Here is a 22579-nt window from a genome sequence, read left to right as displayed (position 1 = left end):
TAAACCTACTACTATTTCAGCCTAGAAACTCCAAAGCTACCTTCTGCAATTCATTTCTTAGAAAGTTTTTCAGCCGATGAACTTTCCTCTCTGTAAGTTGAGTTTGCATACTCCTCTTTTTCTTAGTTTTTAAATTATTTTGTTTATCTTTTAATTATATATAATCCCTATTATTATTGTCAATATTTATAAACATTATATTCAATTAGTTAAGTTTTGTTTCCAGAAATTTTTAGGATTATCTTGTTCTTCTATTGGAAGTATTGTATATCCATTTTCTTTTAATATATTTATCATACCTTGAAGCGCTTTAACACTTTGTTCTTTTTCATGCATAAGTAGAACTACTTCTTTATGTTGTCCTAAATATGTATTTACATTTTTTATTATCTCTTTATCTGTAGCTCTCCAATCTTGTGTATCTAAATTCCAATCCCATATTTTATATCCAGCTTCTACTAGTGCATCATAAGATTCTTTTGGTGCATAAGGCTTACTTCCATATGGTAATCGTATTAACTTCGATGTTTCATTTGTTATTTCTTCTAGACTATTATTGCACTTATCAAACTCAGATACCGTAGTTTTTGGTGTCTTGTATAAAACATTTATGTCATGACTTACGCTATGAAATCCTAAAGAATGTCCATCACTGTCTATTCTTTTTAATTCATTAGAATATCTATTCATATTTTTATCTATCATAAAAAAAGTAGCTTTTATATCATTTTTTTGTAATATATCAAGTATTTCATTAGTATATTTTGATGGACCATCATCAATTGTTATATATGCAACTTTTTCAGGTTTTGGTTTAGGTCCTCTTTCATTTATTTTAGTCACACTAATCATTAGCTGTGTTAATGTCATATTCTCACTATTTAGTAAAACTATTTCTTTTTCATCATAACTTTTAGAAGTTTCAATTATATTATCACATGTAATAAATATTAAAAATAAAAGCACTACTACTATAAATAAATTTAAAAAAATCGGTTTTATTCTTCTATTCATCCCCAGTTCCCCTTCATATTATTAATAAACACTATATTATTAATGATTATTGACATTTACCTTAATGTATATAGCCTTATTTTTTAATTTAATATTATATTTAAATAAATATGTTTATAGCCTTAGAAATATTAATACAAAAAAATAAAACTACTTAATCTTGTAGTTTTATCCAATCTCCACCATATTACCTTTTAAAGCATATATTATCTTTTCACATATATTTGTAGTATGATCTCCTATTCTTTCTAAATACCTACCTACAAATACTATTCTTACACCTTGATCTATATTCATTTCTTTTTCATGCATTACTTTAAGTGTGTGAACTTGCACACATTCATATAAATCATCTACTATATCATCTTTTAATGCTACTTTATAAGCAAGTTCTATATCCCTATTTTCCAAAGCTTGTTTTACACCTTGCAACATATCTATACAAACATCTTTCATCTTAGGAATATCCACTAGTTCTTTTATATACTCTTCACTTCCTATTTTTATAACTTCATCAGCTATGTTAACAGCATAGTCTCCTATACGTTCTAATTCTAAGGATATACTGCCTAAAGAATATATAAATCTTAAATCTTTAGCCATAGGTTGCTTTAATGCCATAAGCTCAATACTTCTATCTCGTATATAATCTCTTAAAATATCTATTTCATCATCTTGATTTGCTATTAATTTAGCACTTTTTATATCTTTATTTATCATACATTTCATAGAGTCTTCTATGATTTCTTCACATTTATCAATCATTTTTAATGTATAGTTAATAAGAGTACTTATATTTAACTCCAAGCTACTGTTGATCATGTTAAAACTCCTTTTTATAGATTGTTTTATATAATAAATCTGATTTTAGCCAAACCTTCCTGTTATATAATCCTCTGTACGCTTATCAGTCGGGCTTGTGAATATAGTTTTAGTTTCATTGAGTTCAATCACCTCACCAGATAAGAAAAATGCAGTTTCATCAGATACACGTGCTGCCTGTTGCATATTATGAGTTACTATTACTATAGTATATTTATCTTTTAGATCATTAATTAATTCTTCTACCTTAGACGTAGATATTGGATCTAGTGCAGATGTTGGCTCATCCATTAATATTACCTCTGGTTTCATAGCAATAGTTCTAGCTATACATATACGTTGCTGTTGACCACCAGATAAACCTAATGCTGACTTATTTAATCTATCTTTCACTTCATCCCAAATAGCAGCTCCTTTTAAACTTTCTTCAACTATTTGATCTAAAATTTCCTTATCTTTTATACCATGTACCCTTGGTCCATATGCTACATTATCATATATACTCATTGGAAATGGATTAGGTTTTTGAAAAACCATACCTACTTTAGTACGTAATTTTATAACATCATCAGATTTATATATATCTTCTCCATCGACAAATATTTCTCCTTCTATATTTACATTCTCTATTAAATCATTCATTCTGTTTAATGTTCTTAAAAATGTTGATTTACCACATCCAGAAGGACCTATTAACGCTGTAACTTTTCTTTCTTTTATTTCCATGTTTATGTTTTTTAAAGCTTGATTATTACCATAAAATAGTTCTAAGTTTTTTACATTTATTTTAATGTTCTCCATCTTAATAAATCTCCTTACTAAATTTTTTAACTATAAACTTAGCTAAAGCATTTAAGCATAATACTATTACTATTAAAACCACTCCTACACTAGCAGCTGCTTGTATATTTCCAGTTTCTTTAGCCAACAAATATGATTGAACTGTTAATGTTCTAGCACTATTAAATATTCCAGTTGGCATCTTCGCAACTGTTCCAGCAGTTAGCAATATTGCTGCTGATTCTCCAACTATACGCCCTATAGATAATATTATTCCTGATAATATTCCAGGCGCTGCACTAGGAATAATAACTTTACATATTGTTTGAAATTTAGTAGCTCCCATGGCTAAAGATGCTTCTCTATAACCTATTGGAACTGTTTTTAATGATTCTTCTGTTGTTCGTATTATTAAAGGTAAAATTATTATAGATACTGTTAATGACCCAGCAAGTATTGAATATCCCATTTTAAGAGTTATAACAAAGAATATCCCTCCAAATAATCCATATACTATAGACGGTATACCTGCTAAACTCTCTGTGGCAAATCTGACAGAGTTAACAAATTTACCTTTTTTAGCATACTCCTGTAAATATATCGAAGCTAATACCCCTATAGGAGTTGCTACTAATATAGATAAAAATACTGTATATAAAGTTGTAATTATCATAGATAATATTCCTCCGCCTTCTCCAGCAGAGTAATCACTTGTTAAATATTTAAAATTAATCCCACTAATACCTTTTATAATTATAAATCCTACTATCACTACTAACACACTTATAGTAAATATTGCTGATAATAAAATTAAAGCTTTTAATACATTTTCTTTTAATCTTCTCATATTACATGCCTTCCTTATTAGAAAGTTTATTTAATAACAAATTGAGTATTAATATAAATGCAAACAAAACTACTCCTGTTGCAAATAACATTTCTTGATGTGTTCCAAATGCATATCCCATTTCTAATGCTATATTCGTAGTTAGGGGTCTTACACTATCCATTATAGAGTTAGGTATAACAGGTGAATTACCTGCAACTAACATAACTGCCATAGTCTCTCCTAATGCTCTTCCTGTTCCCAATACAACTGCCGCTAATATTCCTGATTTTGCTGCTGGCAAAACTACCTTAAAAATAGTTTCTATCTTTGATGCACCTAAAGCTAAAGACCCTTCTCTAAATGAATTTGGTACAGCTTTTATAGCAGTTTGTGAAACAGATATAATTGTAGGCAACATCATTATAGACAGAACTATTATTACAGCCAATAAACTTTGTCCTTTTGGTAAATTAAATAAATCTTGCATTGTTGGAACTATTACTGCTAATCCAAATAAACCATACAAAACAGATGGTATACCAGCAAGTAAATCAACTCCTGAACATATTACTTTAGATACTTTTTTAGGAGCAACTTCAGCAATAAATACAGCTGTAAGGATACCTATAGGTGCTCCTATTAAAAGAGCTCCTATAGTTGAAATTATTGATGCAACTATCATTGGTAAAATTCCAAATTCATTTGCACTTGGTACCCAAGATGTTCCTGTTATAAAATCTATTAACGAATACCCTTTTGCTATAAATGGTGTAAGCCCTTTATAAAAAACAAATCCTATTATAAGTAGCAAACTTATTACTGCTAATAGTGCACTCGCCATAAATACATTCTTTGCTAATTTTTCTATAGTATATTTTGTTTTATTGTCTTTAGAACTAACCAGTTGCTCCTTAGCTAACATAAACACCTCCATTTAACTCTTAAACACTTAGAAATTATTTAACTCTTATCAATCCTTTTTCCTCCACTATCTTTTGTCCATCTTCACTTAATACATAGTCTATAAATTGCTTTCCATTTTCTGATATCGAATCTTCTTTATACACTAATAAAAATGGTCTTGCTAATTTGTATTTTCCACTCTTAGCATTTTCTGCAGTCGGATCTACACCATCTATTTGAGTAGAATTTATACTTTCATCTAAATAGCTAAATGAAGTATATCCTATTGCATTTTCATTTCCTGATACTGTAGATTTTACATTTCCATTTCCATCACTTATTTGAGCTTCTTTTGTCAATTGTGTTGAATCATATCCAACTATTTCTTGGAATGCGTCTCTAGTTCCTGAGCCATCTTCTCTTGAAACTACTACTATTGGAGCATCTTTCCCTCCAACTTCTTTCCAGTTAGTTATTTTTCCTGTATATATATTTTTTAACTGATCTATAGTAAGTGATTTTACATTATTATTTTTATGAGTTATAACTCCTATACCATCAATGGCCATCTCTGATTGTGAAATACCTGAATTCTTTTCTTCATCCTTTAAATCTCTTGATGCCATTCCTATTTCTGCCACTCCATTTATTGCATCTTTTATTCCAGCTGATGAACCTAATTGATTTACTTCTATTGACACATCTGGATTTATTGACTTAAATCCTTCTGCTTCTTTTTCTATAACTGGTCCTATTGAAGTTGATCCTGATATTGCTAATTTAGCTGAATTTGAATCTGATGCTCCACATCCAACTGCTAATAATCCTATAGTTACCGTGCTTAATAATAAAACTCCTATCCTTTTTCTTAACATAATATCTCCTCCAAATTTTTTATATTATTTATGATTGCTTATCATTTTATATCTGATATTTATTATTGTTGTTATCTACCTTATACCTTAATAATAGATATTCAATGTTAAATTCAAATTAGATATATGTTAACTGAAAGTAAATTGGGTTAAATAAAAGTAAATTATTATTAAAAGAAAGTAAAGTGTACTTTTACAATTAAAATTTAATATTTAGTGTTAAATACTAATTGTAAGAAATAAAAAAAGAGAATGTTAATTAACATTCTCTTTCTAATTCTTCTACTAATTCTTTAAATACTCCTAAAGCTTTCTCTATTGATTCTTTCTTTTCCATGTCTACGCCTGCTGCTCTTAGTTGGTTAAGAGGATATTCTGATCCTCCACTTTTTAAGAAGTTTAAGTATTTTTCAACTGCACTTTCGCCTTCATTTAATATTTTTTCACTTAAAGCACTTGCTGCTGAAAATCCTGTTGCATATTTATATACATAGAAATTAGAATAGAAATGAGGTATTCTAGCCCATTCTAATCCTATTTGCTCGTCTACAATACAAGACTTACCATAATACTTTTCATTTAATTCATAATAAATATCCGTAAATTCTTTAGCTGTTAATGGTTCTTTAGCTTCAACTCTTTCATGAGTTATTTTCTCAAATTCTGCAAACATCGTTTGTCTATATACAGTAGTTCTAAATTGTTCTAAGTAATAATTTAATAAGTATATTTTTTCATCTTTAGATGTTGAATTTTCTAGTAAATAATGCACAAGTAGTAACTCATTTAAAGTTGAGGCAACTTCTGCAACAAATATTTTATATGAAGAATATAAATATTCTTGATTAGTTCTAGAATAATAACTATGCATTGAGTGTCCTAATTCATGTATTAATGTAAATAATGAATTTAAGTCATCCTTATAACTCATTAATATATATGGAGATGAATCATAACTTCCCCATGAATACGCTCCGCCTTGTTTACCCTCATTTTCATATACATCTATCCATCTTTCACTAAAAGCTTTTTTTACTATACTTAAATATTCTTCGCCTAAAGGTTTTAATGCTTTTAAAATTATTTCTTGTGCTTGTTCATAAGTTATTTTCATATCAAAATTAGAAGTTATAGGTACATATAAATCATACATGTGCATTTTTTCTAAATTAAGATATTTTTTTCTTATATCTATATATTTATTTAAAGTATCTAAACTTTCATCAACTGCATCTATAAGGTTGTTATATACATCCACACTTATATCATCTTGGAATAAAGAACTTTCTATAGCTGATTTATAGTTTCTCATTTTTGCATAAAAAATTTCACTTTTTATACCACCATATAAGGTAGATGCAAAAGTATTTTTATATTCATCATAAGTTGAGTAAACAGCTTCAAATGCATCTTTTCTTACTCTAGGATCTTTACTTTTTAGAAGTGATGAAAAATTACCATGTGTAATTCTTATAGTTTCTCCATCTTCTCCTTTTATTTCAGGAAATTTTAAATCTGCAAAAGAAAACATTTCATATACATTTTCAGCTACTCCGCTTAAGTCAGATGCTGCTGCTAGAATTTCTTCTTCTTTTTCCGTAAGAGTATGTGGTTTTTCCCTTAAAATTTCATCTATATATTTCTTATAAAAACTTAATTTTTCATCCTTTAAATATTCTTGTAATTTATTTTCATCCATAGCTATTATCTCTGGTACTAAATATGATGTAGCCATAGCTAATTCAGTTGAAAGCATTTCTGTTTTTGTAGCGTTAGCTTGGTTTTCATTTTTTCTAGTATCTTCATGTTGTTTCATATGAGTGTATACATATAAGTTTTGAAGTATTCTAGACGCTTTTTCTGAATCATTAAGAACCTTATAAAGATTTTCTTTGCTGTCTGCAAGTTTACCTTTGTAACTTTTTAACTCAGATATAAACATATCTATCTTTTTAATATCTTCTTTTATTGCCTCTGGGGTTTTATACATATTATCAATATCCCATTTAAATTTATCTTCTATCGAAGCTCTATCTACCATTATTATTTCACTCCTTTTTTTCATCTTATTAAAGTACTGCTATTAATATAGATCCTTCTGATGTGTATGTTCCCATAACTGGACCTATACTTGATATTATTATATCCTTATATTCATAATTTTCTTCTATTTGTTTTGCAATTTTATAAGCTTTTTCTTCACAATTTGAGTGACCTATAACTAATATCTTATTTGTTGTATCGTTAACATTATTTTTAACTATTTCAAGTAATTTTTTTAAACTATTACTTTCTCCTCTAGCTTTATCTATAGGTTTAACTACTCCTTCTGAAATTTCTATAATAACTTTAAAATTAAGTGCATTTATTAATTTACCTGCTATTGGGTTTACTCTTCCACCTTTTATAGCATTGTCAAGTGTATTTAATACTCCATAAAATGCTATGTCTGTTTTTATATCTTCTAGATATTCAGTTACTTCTTTTAACGATTTCCCCTCTTGTATTAATTTATTAGCCTTATAAACCATTAATCCAACACCTATAGATCCACTTAGAGAATCTACAACTGAAATTCTTTTATTTGCCCCTGGGTTATGCTCTAAATATATATTTTTAGCTAGTACTGCACTACTATACGTACTAGATAATTTAGAAGTCAATGTTATAATTAATATTTCTTCTTCTTCACAATCAAACATTTCTATAAATTTCTCAGGTGATGGGCTAGACGTTTTCGGTAACTCCTTGCAGCCTTTCATCTTCTGATAAAACGTTTCCTCGTTAATGTCTACTCCGCCTATATAATTTTCCTCTCCAAATGCTATGTTTATTCCTACAACCTTTACCCCAATTTTATCTAAAAGTTCTTTGGGAAAATCTGTAGATCCTTCTATTATTACTCTTATGTTTGTCTTCAATTCATACACCTCAACTTTTTTATAGCTACCTCTTATTTTATATATTTTAATGTAAATAATCTACACTTATTATACTTTTAAATTCATTTAACTCTAATATTATCTTTTCTACCATAATTCGTCTATCATAAACAACAAAAAAATTGATAATATAACAATAATCATCATTTACTACATCAATATTATTTACTTTTATCTGAGACTTTTCTAATTTATTATAAATTGTAGATATAGCATTGATATTATCTACTTGCATAGTAAGTATATTTTGCTTTTTTCTAAAAACAATTTTATCTATATTCTTTAATATATAAAGAGTTGCCATTACAAAAATCCAAGCAGTTATTCCCAATATATATTGGCCATAACCTATAGCTATACCTATACATGCAGTTGCCCATATACCAGCTGCAGTAGTAAGTCCTCTTATTCCACTTGAATTTTTAATTATTGCTCCCGTACCTAAAAAACCAATTCCAGATAATACTTGTGCTGTCAATCTCGATGGATCTAAACTTGTTTTACTTCCATAATCCATAAATAATATTACAGATGTTACAGATGTAATACACGAACCCATAGATACTAATATATGGGTTCTAAATCCTGCAAATTGATATGATTTTTCTCTTTCAAGTCCTGTTAATCCTCCTATAATAAGAGCTATTAATAATCTTGTTATAATTTCTTTAGCTGATATAATTAATTCCCCCCTCTCATAGATAGATAGATATATTTATTTATATTTGTTTAAGCTAGTCATTATTACGACTAGGATTTAATCGAAATAAAAAAAGAACTATTTAAAATAGTTCTTAACTTTGTTCATATTTGCTATTTTTAATTATATTTACATGAGTAGGATATGCTATGTTTATACCATTTTCTTTAAGTGTAATAAGTATTTGAAGTCTAGCGTCTTTTATAACTTTAAAATACTTATTAGATTGAACAGTTCCCGTTATCGTATATTTTGCACCAATAGGATTTTCTTCTATATCAGTTATCCCATATACCTTAAATGAGCCTAATGCTTCTTTTCCTTTTTTTATAGATAGAATATCCTTATGTCTTTCATTTAATATATCACATACTTGTTCTAAAGCTTTTATAACATTTCTAGGGTCTTCTTCATAAGGTACTCTTACACTTGCAACAACTCTCATTTTAGTTTTACTATAATTTTTAATACTAGATATATTTCCATTTGGAAGAGTTACTCTTCTTAAATCCCAATCCCTTAAACTAACACTTCTTAAACCAATTTCTTCTATTGTTCCTCTGAATTCTTCATTTATTATAACAAAATCTCCAACTTGTATCTGTTTCTCGAAGATAATAAAAAATCCGTTAAATATATCCTTTAATATGCTTTGAGATGCAACTCCAACTATTAACCCTACTATACTTGCTCCTGTTACTAAAGTACCAAACTTTGTAAAATCAACTATACCAAATTCTTTAAGTAAAAGTATTATAGTAAAAATAAATATAATATAATATGCCATAGAGCATAAAAGACTATTTAAAGTATTTTCATATCTAACATCAAATTTTGTGAACTCAAATATTTTCTTTAAAAAATATTTTATCAAATTTAATAAAATATAAGCACAAACAATTATAATAATTGAGTTTATTATTTTTGCTAAAATCATGATTAATACCTTTCTTTCAACAATTAATATGTATCCTCAATCATAAATTATTAACTTAATATTTAAATAATATACTCACTATAAATATTTAACTTAAATAAAAAAAGCCTTCTTATTATTTAGAAGACTCTTCACTTAATTTTATATACTTATTTATTGCCTCATCAATTTTAGCACTGGTACTAACTAATTCTTCTTTAAATATATCTGGGTATTCTATATAGGTATTTATTTCTTCTCTTAATACCTCTATTTCTTTTTTTAGTAAAGCCAATTCATTATTAGTCATATCATCACCACAGTTAAAATTTTATGTATCCACTTATATTTTAACAAGGTTTTCACTACCATGTCAATATTGGTTTTTACCAATATATGGAATCTTGTCTACCATATATTTAGATGTAATTCCAACAAATATTCCAGTTATTACAGATGCAATTAGCATATATGGTAAATATCCAAACATCATAGCATTTTTAATAATCAAACTAGCTACAATTAATTGTCCTATATTATGGCCTATAGCTCCTATTACACTTACCCCTATAAGTGAAAATTTATCTGTTTTTAATGCTATCATCATAAATAATAAGCTTAGATACGCCCCTGCTATACTAAACATTAGATATGAAATAGGTCCTGTAAATATAGATGACATCAACACTCTAACAGAAACAATAACAAAGGTATCTTTTGTACCAAATACCACTAAAGAAGTTAGAGTAATTATATTTGTAAGTCCTAACTTAGCTCCTGGAAAAATTGTTATTAAAGGATTTGGTATATATCCCTCTATTATATATAATATCAAACTGTATCCAACCATCAATGACATATAAGTCATCTTTTTTGTTTTCATTTATATACCTCCCCAATTCGAGATAAACGTTTTAATTATATATTAACATAATAAGATAATTAGATTACTTATTTTTTTATTAAATAACTCACTATTTATTGACTTTTTGAATATTAAATGGTATATTTATAGTATAATTAATTGAGAATGAAACTCATTAGGAGGTGTTAATGATGACTGTTTACGATTTAAAAGTCGGCCAAAAAGGTATAATTGATAATATATATGGAAATGAAAAATTAGCAAAAAGATTATTAGCTCTTGGATGCACCAATAATACTGAAATAGAAGTAAAAAAAATAGCTCCTTTAGGAGATCCTATATTAGTTCGTTTTAGAGGTTTTGATTTAGCAATAAGAAAAAGTGACGCAAAAAATATTAGCTTAAAATAAGGAGGTATTACCTTGATTAATGTTGCATTATTCGGTAACCCAAATGTAGGTAAAACAACAGTATTTAACCTACTTACTGGTTCTAAACAATATGTAGGGAACTGGCCTGGTGTTACTATCGAAAAAAAAGAAGGATTTATAAGTAAAGATATAAAAATTGTTGACCTTCCTGGTATATATGCAATGGATACATTCTCAAATGAAGAGAAAGTTTCTAAGCAATTTTTAGAAAATGAAAACGTAGATTTAATATTAAATATTGTTGATGCATCTAGTTTAGATAGAAACTTATATCTAACTACACAACTTATGCAATACAACAAACCAATTATATTATTACTTAATATGATTGATGTTGCAGAATCTAAAGGTATTCATATAGATTCAAAAAAATTAGAAAAAGAGTTAGGTGTTAAAGTAATACCTATAGTAGCCAAGAAAAAAGAAGGCTTAGAAAATATAGAAAGTGATATAAAATCAACTTTATCATCTAGATTTAGTTATAAAAAAGATTTTGGAAATGAAATTAACACATACAGAGAAATAGAAAAAATATTAAGTAAATCTATGAAATCAGGATTTGAGAATAAAGAAAGATTAAGTAGTAAAATAGATAACATAATATTACATCCTATATTAGCTTATCCTGTATTTGTAGCTGCTTTATTAATATTATTTAAGTTTACTTTTGACTGGGTAGGTGGTCCACTTCAAGAGTTAACAGAAACGTTAATAGACACTTATATAGCTACACCTGCTGATGCTTTATTTGCAAATTCTAGTCCTTGGTTCCATTCTTTAATAGTTGATGGATTAATAGGTGGACTAGGTGGTGCATTACCATTCTTCCCATTAATATTTGTATTATTTTTAGGTATGTCATTCTTTGAAGACAGTGGTTATATGGCTAGAACAGCTTTCTTAATGGATAATATTATGAAAAGAGTTGGATTATCTGGTAAAGCTTTCATACCTATAATAATGGGGTTTGGATGTGCCTCTCCTGCAATTATGGCTACTAGAACTTTAGAAAGTGAAAAAGATAGAAAAATAACTGCACTTATTGCACCTCTTATGACTTGCGGTGCTAAATTACCAGTTTATGCTTTATTTGTTTCTATATTTTTCCGCAAAAATGCACCAATTGTAACTACATCACTTTATTTATTAGGTATAGTAGTTGCTATAATAATAGCATTAGTGTTAAATAAAACAGTTTATAAAACTGAAGCAGAACCTTTTGTTCTTGAACTTCCAGAATATAAAATGCCAACACTTAATGCATTACTTAAAAATACTTGGAATAAAGCTAAAGGTTTCTTAATAAAAGTTTGTACAATAATGTTTGCCATGTCTGTTATTATTTGGGCATTATCACATTTTAATTTCTCAGGATTTACTGAAAATATAAATGAAAGTTTATTGGCTTCATTAGGTCACTTAATAGCTCCTATATTTACTCCTTTAGGATTTGGGGATTGGAGAGCTGGAGTTTCAATATTAACTGGTATAAGTGCAAAAGAAGTAGTTATAAGTACAATGGGAATAGTTTACGGTAATTTAGGTACTACTTTACCTCAATCATTTACAAGTGTAACAGCTTATGGCTTCTTAGTATTCTCTGCATTATACACTCCATGTATAGCAGCTCTTTCTACAATGAAAAAAGAATATGGTAATAAAATGATGTTTATATCTGCAACTTATCAATTTGCAGTAGCTTGGATTGCTGCTTTCATAGTTAAAGTTATAGGTTCATTAATATTTGAAGGTTCATCTATATCTTCAGTATTAGAATTAGTTGTAGGTGGTATAATAATACTTATAGCACTTATAATACTTTATAAAAATATGAAAGCTAAAAGCAATGGATGCTCTGGTTGTTCAGGATGTTCTAGTCAAGGATCTTGTCCTAGCAGCAAAAGTAAAATTGCAGAATAAAAAAGATGGGAATTAATTCCCATCTTTTTTTACATCATTAGAATTTAACATTTACACTTATATCTTTTCCACCTCTGTTTATTGATACCTTTGTAGTATTTCCTACAGAATATTTGTATAAAGCTTTATTTAAATCACTCATTGATGTTATATTTGTATCTCCTACTTTAGTTATAACATCTCCTGCTTGTATCTTAGCTTTTTGAGCTGGTGTATTATCTAAAACTTCTGCTACATATACACCTTCATTTGCTTCTAAATCGGTGCCAGTCATAGCTTCAAATGTTTGAACATCTATTCCTTTGATTCCTAATGTTACTTTTTCAAATTTACCACCTTTTATTATTTGATCTACTATAGGTTTTGCTGTATTTATTGGAATTGCAAATCCTAAACCTTCAGCCCCTGATGCTTTAGCTGTATTTATTCCTATTACTTGTCCTTTATCATTTAATAATGGTCCTCCACTGTTTCCAGGATTTATACTTGCATCAGTTTGTATAAGACCTGTCATACTAGTTCCTTTACCTGTATCAATGCTTCTATCAAGCCCACTTATTATACCTTGAGTTACACTTTTTTGGAATTCTAATCCTAAAGGATTTCCAATAGCTATAGATATATCTCCAATTCTTACCTTATCACTATTTCCTAAATCAGCTGCAGTAAGTCCTGTTTTCTCTACTTTTACAATAGCTAAATCTATAGTTGGGTCATTCCATAAAACTTTACCTTTTGTAGTGGATCCGTCATTAAATAATACATTTACATCAGAAGCTTTTCCATCTGATACAACGTGTGAGTTAGTTAATATATATCCTTTTGAATCTACAATAAATCCAGTTCCTACTCCTTGTGATTCTTGTGGTATTGCAAACATATTGTTAGTATCTACAGTAGTTGTAGTTATTCCCACTACTGAAGGCATGGCTTTATCTGTAACTGCATGATATACATTTTGACTCTTACCACTTTCATTAACAACTATATTTTGTTTGCTAGTTTCACTTTGTTTATTTCCAATTCTATCTCCAAGTACAAATACCGTCATAAAACTTCCGATCATGGCACTTATTATACTCACAATAACAATCAGCGCTATGCTCGTTTTCTTTCCATTTTCGCTCATATACTTCCCTCCTGATTTTTATTTCTTTTAGGTTATACCCAATTTTTAATGATATTATTTGAAAATTATTACTTCAATATACCTAAAATAAAAACACTATATAGGAATTACTCTATATAGTGTTAATTATATTATACTATCCTTAATTAAACCTTAACTATTTTAATCTTTTTTCAAGCTCTTCTTTTTCTTTTTCAAATCCAGGTTTGCCTAAAAGTGCAAACATATTTTTCTTGTATGCTTCTACCCCTGGTTGGTTAAATGGATTTACACCTAATAAATATCCACTTAAAGCACATGCTTTTTCAAAGAAATATACTAAGTATCCAAAATTGTACTCATTTAATTTTGGTATATTTACGATTAAGTTTGGAACTGAACCATCTGTATGTGCTAATAAAGTCCCTTGGAATGCTTTTTTATTTACAAAATCTACTGTTTTATTAGCTAAATAATTTAATCCATCTAAATCTACTTTCTCTTCATTTATAGTTACTTCTCTTCTAGGTTCTTCAACATTTAAAACTGTTTCAAATAATATTCTTTTTCCTTCTTGGATATATTGTCCCATAGAGTGTAAATCTGTTGAAAAATCTACTGAAGCTGGATATATACCTTTGTTATCTTTTCCTTCACTTTCTCCATATAATTGTTTCCACCATTCACCAACATAATGTAAACTTGGTTCATAGTTAACCATTAATTCTACATCTTTACCTTTTCTATGAAGTATATTTCTAGTTACTGCATATTGGTAGCTATAGTTTTCTGATAAATTAGGATTATTAAAATCCACCATAGAATCTTTAGCTCCTTGCATAATAACATCTATATCTATATCCGCTACAGCTATTGGTAATAATCCAACTGGAGTTAACACAGAAAAACGTCCACCTACATCATCAGGTATTATAAATGTTTCATATCCTTCTTCATCAGCTAACATTCTTAATGCCCCTTTTTTAGCATCAGTTGTAGCATATATTCTTTTACTAGCTTCTTCTTTTCCATATTTCTTTTCTAAGAAATCCTTAAATATTCTAAATGCTATTGCAGGTTCTGTAGTAGTTCCTGATTTTGATATAACATTTATAGATACATCTTTATCTTTTATAACATCTAATAAATCAAGCATATAAGTAGAGCTTATATTTTGACCTACAAAATATATTTCTGGAGATTTTCTATCTTCTTTAGTTAAGTTATTTCTAAAAGAATGACCTAACATTTCTATAGCTGCTCTTGCTCCTAGATAAGACCCACCTATACCTATAACTAATAATACATCTGAATCTTCTTTTATTTTTTGAGCAGCAGCTTTAATTCTACTAAACTCTTCTTTATCATAGTCATTAGGTAAATTAACCCATCCTAAGAAATCGTTACCTTCTCCACTTTTATTATGTATCATATTATGTGCAACTTTTACATATTCACTCATACAATCGATTTCTTGTTGATTAAAGAAACCAATAGAATTGCTATAATCAAAACTTAACTTTTTCATAGTATATCCCTTCCTCATTGTTAAAATTTTATTATACAATAGAAATTATATCAAACAATAAAACTTTTTCCAATTAATTGTAAGTATTTTTTATAATATAATTATAATATTTTCATTTAAATAATTATATACAAAACTCCTGTATATTTTTATACAGGAGTTTTGTCGATTACATTATTATTTTAAATCTATTTTATTACTTATAACTTGTTGAGCTATATTAGCAGCATGATCTGAAACTCTTTCTAAGTTAGATATTAAATCTAAGAATATTATTCCAGTTTCGATGCTACATAAATTGTTATTTAATCTATGCATATGATTAGCTCTACATGATTTTTCCATCGTATCAACTTGTTCTTCCATCTTTAAAACTCTATAAGCTAAATCTAAATCATTCTTTTTCATAGCTTCAAGAGCATACGAATACGCTGATATAACTTTATTATATAACTCTTTAACTTCTTCTTTTCCTTGTTCTGATAATTTTAAATCTACATCTATTATATCTTGAGCTAGCTCTGCGATGTTTTCTGCATGATCTCCAATTCTTTCTATATCATTAACTGTATTAAATAGTGAATCTATTAGATCTCTAGAATCATCATCTAAATTAGCTTTTGATAATTTTAATAAATAATTCAGTATACCTTTTTGTAATTCATTTATAGTCTTTTCTCTTTTAAATGATTTATCAATTTTTTCTTGAGATTTTTCCATAATCCCTTGCATTGCATAATCTAAGCTTTCTTTAGCCTTTTTACCCATTCTTAAAGTTTCTTTTAATGTACTTGCAACTGCTATAGATGGAGTTTCAACCATTCTTTCATCAAGATATTTTATAGCCTTATGATCATCATCTTCACCTTGTTTTTCTGGAACAAGTTTTACTGCAAGTTTTATTATAAATTTAGTAAATGGTAATAAAATTATAACTGATATTATGTTAAATAATGTATGTGTATTTGCTATTTGTCTTGCTACATCTCCTGGATTCATACTAGTTACAAAACTAACCACAGGTTTGTTTAATACTATTAAAAATACTACTGTTCCTAAAACATTAAAAATTAAATGCATTACTGCAGCTCTTTTTGCATTACTAGATGCTCCAACACTTGATATTAGTGATGTAACACAAGTTCCTATATTTTGTCCATATAGTATAGGTAATCCTGCACTTAAAGGTATTAAACCTTGAGATGCTAATGCTATAAGCATACCCATAGATGCACTTGAACTTTGAACTATAGCTGTTATTCCAAATCCTAATAAAAGTCCTAGTAATGGATAATCTCCAAAAGTCACTAACATATCTGTGAACCCTTGATATTTTGATAAAGGTTCAACTGCTTGTTTCATAAAATCCATACCAGTAAATAATATACCAAAACCTATAAGTATCTCTGCTATATTCTTAGTTTTTGGCTTAGATGCAAATAAATATAAAATTATACCAATTCCTAGTGCAACTGGTGCCATTCCATCTAAATTAAACGAAACAAGTTGTGCTGTTACAGTTGTACCTATATTAGCACCCATTATAACTCCAATTGCTTGTGTTAAATTCATTATACCTGCATTAACAAATCCAACTACCATTACAGTAGTTGCACTACTACTTTGTATAATAGCCGTAACAAATGCTCCTACAAGTACACCCATAAATATATTACTAGTAAGGAGTTCAACTATCTTTTTAAGTCTAGATCCTGCTGATTTTTCAAGACCTTCTGCCATTAAGTTCATTCCATATAAAAATAAACCTAGCCCTCCCATAAGGCTAATTACTATATCCAATTTCATTTCCTCCTTGAAATATTCATAATATTAGTCTACAAATATAGCGCCTTAACCATTTTATCAAACCATCACCATATTTTTGTTAAATTCATGTTAAATATTAAAAATATATTAAATATTTATTAAATTTTTGTTAAACATTAATTTCAGAATATTGCGCAATTATCTTTTCAGCACACTTTATTCCATCTACTGCTGCTGTTACTATCCCTCCTGCATATCCTGCTCCTTCTCCACTAGGGTAAAAGCCTTTTACATTAACAGACTCTAAAGTTTCATCATCTCTAACTATTCTTACAGGTGCAGATGATCTTGTTTCAACTCCTGTTAAAATTGCATCTTCCATAGCAAATCCTTTTAATTTATTATCTAGTAAAATCAATCCTTCTTTCATAGTTTCACATACAAACTCAGGTAAACATTGTTTTAAATCAACAAATTTATATCCAGGTTTATATGATGGATTTACACTACCTAGTTTAGTACTCACTTTATCATTTAAGAAATCTCCTACCAATTGGATTGGAGCTTTATAATTTCTTCCACCACATTCAAATGCTAATCTTTCATATTTTTCTTGGAAGTAAATACCTGCTAGTGGATGGTCGCTTTTGAAATCTTCTGGAATTACATTTACTAATACAGCACTATTTGCATTTTCTTTGTCTCTTGCATGTTCACTCATACCATTTGTAACAACTTGCCCTTCTTCTGATGCAGAGGCTATTACACTACCTCCTGGGCACATACAAAACGTATATATAGTTCTTCCATTTGAAGTATGTTCTACCAATCTATAATCAGCTGCTCCTAATCTAGGATGATTATAAAATTCTTTATACTGAGATTTATTTATTAAAGTTTGAGGATGTTCAATTCTAGCACCTATTGCAAAAGGTTTTTGAATAACCTTAACACCTCTTTCATAAAGCATTTTATAAGTATCCCTTGCACTATGGCCTATAGCAAGTATAACTACTTCTGTTTCGAGTGTTTCTTTATCATTTATAGTTATAGATTCTATTTTATCATTATTTATACTTATATCTGTAACTTTAGAGTCAAATTTAACTTCTCCTCCTAATCTAACTATTTCTTTTCTTATATTCTTTACTACTTCTTTTAGTATATCAGTTCCTACATGTGGCTTATGTGAATATAATATTTCTTCTGGTGCACCGAAGTTTACAAGTTCCTCAAGAACTTTTCTACATCTAATATCTTTTATTCTAGTTGTTAATTTACCATCAGAAAAAGTTCCTGCTCCACCTTCCCCAAATTGTACATTTGATTTAGGATTAAACTTACCATCCTCCCAAAACTTTCTTATATCTTCAGTTCTTGTATCTACATCTAATCCTCTTTCTAATAAAATAGGATTGTATCCTCTTTGAGCTAATAATAAAGATGCAAATAACCCAGCAGGACCACTCCCTACTATAACTGGTCTATTACATAATTTTTTATCTCCATTTTTAATATCTTTATATTTATTTTGCTTAACTTCAACAACATCTTTTAATCTTGACTTTTTTAATATATTTTTTTCATTTTTTAATTCAACATCTACAGTATAAACAAAATCTATCTTTCCTTTTTTTCTAGCATCTATAGATTCTTTGTATATACTGTAATTTACTAACTCTTTTTCACTTATTTTTAATTTCTTCAATAATAAACCTTTTATATTGTCTAAGCTTTCATTTATATCTAATTTTATATTAGAAACTCTTAACATGTTTATATCCCTTTCATAATTAAAATTTTATTTAAAACAAAAGCTAGGCTTTATAGGGCCTAGCTTTATAGTTAAATTCTAATTTTATTGTTACTTAATCTCTTTGAGTTATTAACCCTCTTATAACCTTCATGTTGTTAAATACTTTTTCTAAGAAATTCTCTGCCTCTTCATTATCTAGTAATGTTATTTGAGTTTGCTCATCATCTTTTATACCTTTTTGTTCACAGTATTTTTTAGCTACATCCACTAACTCAGCCTTGGCACTATCACATAATTCAAACTCTTTATAATCTATTATTATGTATTGCATTGCCTTTTCTAAACTTTTTTCATTATACCCTATCTCAATATGGTATATTACTGCATATAAGTTTTCTGGAATTTCTTCACCCTTATATACTGGTACTGCTGGATTAGATTTTATATAACTTGTTGATACAGCAATTGCTTTTCCTAAATTAAGACCCATGTGTATACCTCTTTCTGTATATTTTAAAAATTAAGTTTTATACTACATTCTTAAGTCTTTATGTCTCTTACCTAAAGTACTTGGACTTATATCATATTTTTTAGATATTTGAGATTGAGTTACAGCTTGTCCATTTTCTTTTTTAACATGATATTCTACAGCTGCAGCCCATCCATTTTCAGAACCTTTTATTTCATTATTATTTGCTTTGTAAGTGTTCCAAAAATCTAAACATTTTTCTAAAATATCACTTTCAACTTGAGATTTAAGTAGAGCTGATACTTTACATTCATCTTCAGATATCATTTCTTTTACTTCTTCTTGTTTTTTAGCACTAGCTTCTTTTTGATTTTTAAGATATTCAGCAATCTTAGGATCTAATAATTGTTGAATATACTTGTATAGTATGTGAGTATGATATATTAAGAAAGTTTTTATATCTTTATATAAATCTTCATATTGATTAAAGAAGTGGTTTATATCATTTACTATTATATCCTTTACAGCTTCTGATATACTTACTGTAACATCTAATAATAAATGTGATCCTCCTACTTCAACTATTCTAGCTATTATGCAATCACCTTGATTAAATCCATTTAATAAATTTATATCTTCAGTGTATATTTCATCACCTGTTATAGCATCTTTTAATAAAATCTTGTCTTCTAATTTTTCTTTTATAACATATACGCTTACATAAGATTCAAATAAACTCTTTAGTATATCTACTTCAGCTTTAGTTAAGTTATTTTTATTTTCTTCAAAAAAGTCAACAGTTATAACTTTTTTGTTTTCCATTATATGATCTTGTATAAAGTATGTATTAAAGAAACTTTCAAACTTGCTATTTATATTTTGATCTTCTAATATATAAAACATTTCTTGTGCTTTTTTATACTCTTCGTTAAATTTTGGCTGTCTTGAATATTCATACAGTTTTGAGTACAGTTGTGAATATTGTTTTTGTGAAAGTACAATTTTTCTACTAGCTCTCTCTGACACAACATCTTTATTTAAACAGCATTTTTTATATTTCTTCCCACTTCCGCATGGGCATAACTCGTTTCTCCCTAACACTGTTACTTTCACTCCTTTATTTCTAAATTTAAATACAATTTATAATTATATCATCTTTTTTTCAATCATTCTATACTATATGTTCATTTTATCGTTTTTCCACGCTTTTTTATTAATTTTCTGCATTATACCATGTAAAATACCTTCATTATATTTATTTATTACATCTTTTTCCATTAATTCTTTAGTACTACTCAGTATTTTATGCCTATCAAACTCAGAATTTATATTTAATAATTTATTTTCAATAACTTCAAGATAATAAATTTCAATATTTTTTATCAATGCTTTTATACTTTCTTTATTTAACTCATTTTCTTTTATAATATTTAAATATTGGTTTATGTGTATATTTTTCTTAAGATTATCATCAGATATTGATTTTACATTGTCATTAAACATAATGTTTTTTATCTCTTTTTCCAACATATAATTATTGTATCCAAATATATGACCTTTTAAGTACGCATATAAAATCAATTTTTTTCTATTTTCTTTAACTAACTCATCTATTTCTTTTGATATTACTTTTATATTATGTATATTTTCACAATTTTTTATTATATTGTCTCTGAATTGATCCATTATATGCAATGTCCAAATATATATACTTATTTTTTCTAAATTAACTCCATAAAATTTTTTACATACATCTATATATTTTGTATCTCCTTCTTTAAGGAAATTTATCTCAATATCATGAATATATTTATTAATACATAATATATTGTTAGTCATTAAAGTCCTCCTTAGGAATCTATAAAATAAATCAATATATAAACTTATTCTACATATATCTCAATAAAACCTTTTAATTGTTAATTCATATTAATCCCTAAATTGCAATCTATATTATTTTCATCTATTCTATTTATTTTCATTTCCTGTAAAAATGTATTTTTATTTAAATCATCTATATTTTTTAATTTTTCCGATATTAAATTTTTATCTCCGGTTACATTTAATTCTATATTTGTAGAAGTTTTATCATTACTTGATTTTATATATTGTACTAAGGATACATCTTTAAAATAGTTTTCTATATTTATAATTAAATCTTTTTTATTTTCATTATGCTCATTATCTTTTAACTTTTCTTCTTGAAGTATATTTATGACTTTTACTTGATTTAATAATCTTTCTTCTTTTTTCTTTAATGGTTTGTATATTAATATTGTATTTGCAAATATAAGTAATATTATTATAACTATATTTATTTTCCACTTATCTATTTTTTTAATTTTCATTATTTACTCCTATATGAGTAGTTATTTCAAACTTATATAATTCATCTTCTCTATTTATAGAATTTATATTCGGTTCCATTTTTAAATCTTCTATGTTTTGTAATAACTTAATATAGTGTTTTATCTCTTGTGAATTATTTACTTTCCCTTTTACTTTTAAAATATTATTACCTATTTCAATATTTTCTATATTATTATTTTGTATTAGTTGAATAATATTATTTACTTTTTTAATATGTAACCCATTAGAGTTTGTTATATTTACATTATCTAAACTATCTACAGCTTTTTTACCTTCATTAACATAAAGTTCTAAGTCATTTAATTTATAAATTTTTATAGCATCTAATAAAAGCATAATTAGTATAGTTACTAATACTGTTAAGTTTAATATATTTATATCTTTCTTAAATTTTTCTTTTTCATTAAATAAATTAATACTTTTTATATTATCCATTAATATACCAATCCTATATTTCCAACAAAATTATTTAAATTTTTATAATTATAACAATCTATATTGCATAAAGACAATTTACTTATATTTATTTCATTACCTAGTGAATTTACAAACTTACCATTATTAGTACCATAATAATAAATATT

At 27.2% G+C, this 22579-nt stretch carries 23 protein-coding genes and 1 other annotated feature (1 of these 24 cut by a window edge); of the genes, 2 read left to right on the top strand and 21 right to left on the bottom strand.

Annotated features, from left to right (window positions below; all coding sequences use genetic code 11):
• Positions 1-133, bottom strand: a binding site (T-box leader) (it extends 96 nt beyond the left edge of the window).
• Positions 134-201: 68 nt separating this feature from the next.
• From ABFX13_RS09080 to ABFX13_RS09025, 12 genes are all read right to left on the bottom strand, one after another.
• Positions 202-1014 carry a polysaccharide deacetylase family protein gene (locus ABFX13_RS09080; protein WP_346045160.1) on the bottom strand — a complete coding sequence of 271 codons (813 nt, stop codon included), beginning with the start codon at positions 1012-1014 and terminating at the stop codon, positions 202-204.
• Positions 1015-1182: 168 nt separating this feature from the next.
• Positions 1183-1836: a phosphate signaling complex protein PhoU gene (gene phoU / locus ABFX13_RS09075; RefSeq protein WP_346045158.1), complete on the bottom strand. Its 654-nt coding sequence runs from the start codon at positions 1834-1836 to the stop codon at positions 1183-1185.
• A gap of 45 nt (positions 1837-1881) precedes the next feature.
• Positions 1882-2637 carry a phosphate ABC transporter ATP-binding protein PstB gene (gene pstB, locus ABFX13_RS09070; RefSeq protein ID WP_346045156.1) on the bottom strand — a complete coding sequence of 252 codons (756 nt, stop codon included), beginning with the start codon at positions 2635-2637 and terminating at the stop codon, positions 1882-1884.
• Position 2638: 1 nt separating this feature from the next.
• Positions 2639-3463, bottom strand: coding sequence for a phosphate ABC transporter permease PstA (gene pstA, locus ABFX13_RS09065; RefSeq protein WP_346045153.1), 825 nt, complete (start codon positions 3461-3463; stop codon positions 2639-2641).
• A gap of 1 nt (position 3464) precedes the next feature.
• On the bottom strand, positions 3465-4367 hold the full coding sequence (gene pstC / locus ABFX13_RS09060; protein WP_346045151.1) for a phosphate ABC transporter permease subunit PstC: 903 nt from the start codon (positions 4365-4367) through the stop codon (positions 3465-3467).
• Between the two features lie 34 nt (positions 4368-4401).
• The gene (locus ABFX13_RS09055; protein ID WP_346045149.1) at positions 4402-5223 is read right to left on the bottom strand and encodes a phosphate ABC transporter substrate-binding protein; all 822 of its coding nucleotides are present in this window, start codon (positions 5221-5223) and stop codon (positions 4402-4404) included.
• A gap of 259 nt (positions 5224-5482) precedes the next feature.
• Complete coding sequence (pepF, locus tag ABFX13_RS09050) at positions 5483-7267, bottom strand: oligoendopeptidase F (protein ID WP_346045346.1); 1785 nt, start codon at positions 7265-7267, stop codon at positions 5483-5485.
• Positions 7268-7292: 25 nt separating this feature from the next.
• Positions 7293-8144, bottom strand: coding sequence for a DegV family protein (locus tag ABFX13_RS09045; protein ID WP_346045147.1), 852 nt, complete (start codon positions 8142-8144; stop codon positions 7293-7295).
• A gap of 46 nt (positions 8145-8190) precedes the next feature.
• Positions 8191-8811 carry an MgtC/SapB family protein gene (locus tag ABFX13_RS09040; protein WP_346045344.1) on the bottom strand — a complete coding sequence of 207 codons (621 nt, stop codon included), beginning with the start codon at positions 8809-8811 and terminating at the stop codon, positions 8191-8193.
• Positions 8812-8959: 148 nt separating this feature from the next.
• Positions 8960-9802 (bottom strand): mechanosensitive ion channel family protein, encoded by an 843-nt coding sequence (locus ABFX13_RS09035; protein ID WP_346045145.1) that lies wholly within the window; start codon positions 9800-9802, stop codon positions 8960-8962.
• 115 nt (positions 9803-9917) lie between these two features.
• Positions 9918-10091 (bottom strand): aspartyl-phosphate phosphatase Spo0E family protein, encoded by a 174-nt coding sequence (locus ABFX13_RS09030; protein ID WP_346045143.1) that lies wholly within the window; start codon positions 10089-10091, stop codon positions 9918-9920.
• Between the two features lie 63 nt (positions 10092-10154).
• Positions 10155-10664, bottom strand: a complete 510-nt coding sequence (locus ABFX13_RS09025; RefSeq protein ID WP_346045141.1) for a Gx transporter family protein — start codon at positions 10662-10664, stop codon at positions 10155-10157.
• 173 nt (positions 10665-10837) lie between these two features.
• Between ABFX13_RS09025 and ABFX13_RS09020 the strand changes: the two genes are divergently transcribed.
• Positions 10838-11056: a FeoA family protein gene (locus ABFX13_RS09020; protein ID WP_346045342.1), complete on the top strand. Its 219-nt coding sequence runs from the start codon at positions 10838-10840 to the stop codon at positions 11054-11056.
• A gap of 12 nt (positions 11057-11068) precedes the next feature.
• Complete coding sequence (gene feoB / locus ABFX13_RS09015) at positions 11069-12997, top strand: ferrous iron transport protein B (protein ID WP_346045139.1); 1929 nt, start codon at positions 11069-11071, stop codon at positions 12995-12997.
• 37 nt (positions 12998-13034) lie between these two features.
• Here the strand turns inward: feoB and htrA are convergent, their stop codons facing one another.
• The 9 genes from htrA to ABFX13_RS08970 form a co-directional block, all read right to left on the bottom strand.
• Positions 13035-14126, bottom strand: coding sequence for a serine protease HtrA (gene htrA, locus ABFX13_RS09010; protein ID WP_346045137.1), 1092 nt, complete (start codon positions 14124-14126; stop codon positions 13035-13037).
• A 157-nt stretch (positions 14127-14283) separates the two neighbouring features.
• Entirely contained in the window at positions 14284-15633 is a 1350-nt protein-coding gene (locus ABFX13_RS09005) for a glucose-6-phosphate isomerase (RefSeq protein WP_346045135.1), read from the bottom strand.
• Between the two features lie 177 nt (positions 15634-15810).
• Complete coding sequence (locus ABFX13_RS09000) at positions 15811-17433, bottom strand: Na/Pi cotransporter family protein (protein ID WP_346045132.1); 1623 nt, start codon at positions 17431-17433, stop codon at positions 15811-15813.
• A gap of 136 nt (positions 17434-17569) precedes the next feature.
• Positions 17570-19174, bottom strand: a complete 1605-nt coding sequence (locus ABFX13_RS08995; RefSeq protein ID WP_346045129.1) for an NAD(P)/FAD-dependent oxidoreductase — start codon at positions 19172-19174, stop codon at positions 17570-17572.
• Between the two features lie 94 nt (positions 19175-19268).
• Complete coding sequence (locus tag ABFX13_RS08990) at positions 19269-19646, bottom strand: hypothetical protein (RefSeq protein ID WP_346045127.1); 378 nt, start codon at positions 19644-19646, stop codon at positions 19269-19271.
• A 42-nt stretch (positions 19647-19688) separates the two neighbouring features.
• On the bottom strand, positions 19689-20726 hold the full coding sequence (locus tag ABFX13_RS08985; protein WP_346045125.1) for an SEC-C domain-containing protein: 1038 nt from the start codon (positions 20724-20726) through the stop codon (positions 19689-19691).
• Positions 20727-20801: 75 nt separating this feature from the next.
• Complete coding sequence (locus ABFX13_RS08980; RefSeq protein WP_346045123.1) at positions 20802-21464, bottom strand: hypothetical protein; 663 nt, start codon at positions 21462-21464, stop codon at positions 20802-20804.
• Positions 21465-21544: 80 nt separating this feature from the next.
• Positions 21545-21973: a hypothetical protein gene (locus tag ABFX13_RS08975; protein WP_346045120.1), complete on the bottom strand. Its 429-nt coding sequence runs from the start codon at positions 21971-21973 to the stop codon at positions 21545-21547.
• The gene (locus ABFX13_RS08970; RefSeq protein WP_346045118.1) at positions 21963-22430 is read right to left on the bottom strand and encodes a hypothetical protein; all 468 of its coding nucleotides are present in this window, start codon (positions 22428-22430) and stop codon (positions 21963-21965) included. The genes ABFX13_RS08975 and ABFX13_RS08970 overlap by 11 nt, the downstream gene beginning before the upstream one ends.
• Positions 22431-22579 lie beyond the last annotated feature (149 nt).

It is taken from the genome of Paraclostridium tenue, assembly GCF_039521565.1.
In the GTDB taxonomy this organism is placed as follows: Bacteria; Bacillota; Clostridia; order Peptostreptococcales; family Peptostreptococcaceae; genus Paraclostridium; species Paraclostridium tenue.
The sequence above is the reverse complement of the archived record's forward strand: the minus strand, read 5'-3'. Positions and strand labels throughout refer to the sequence as shown.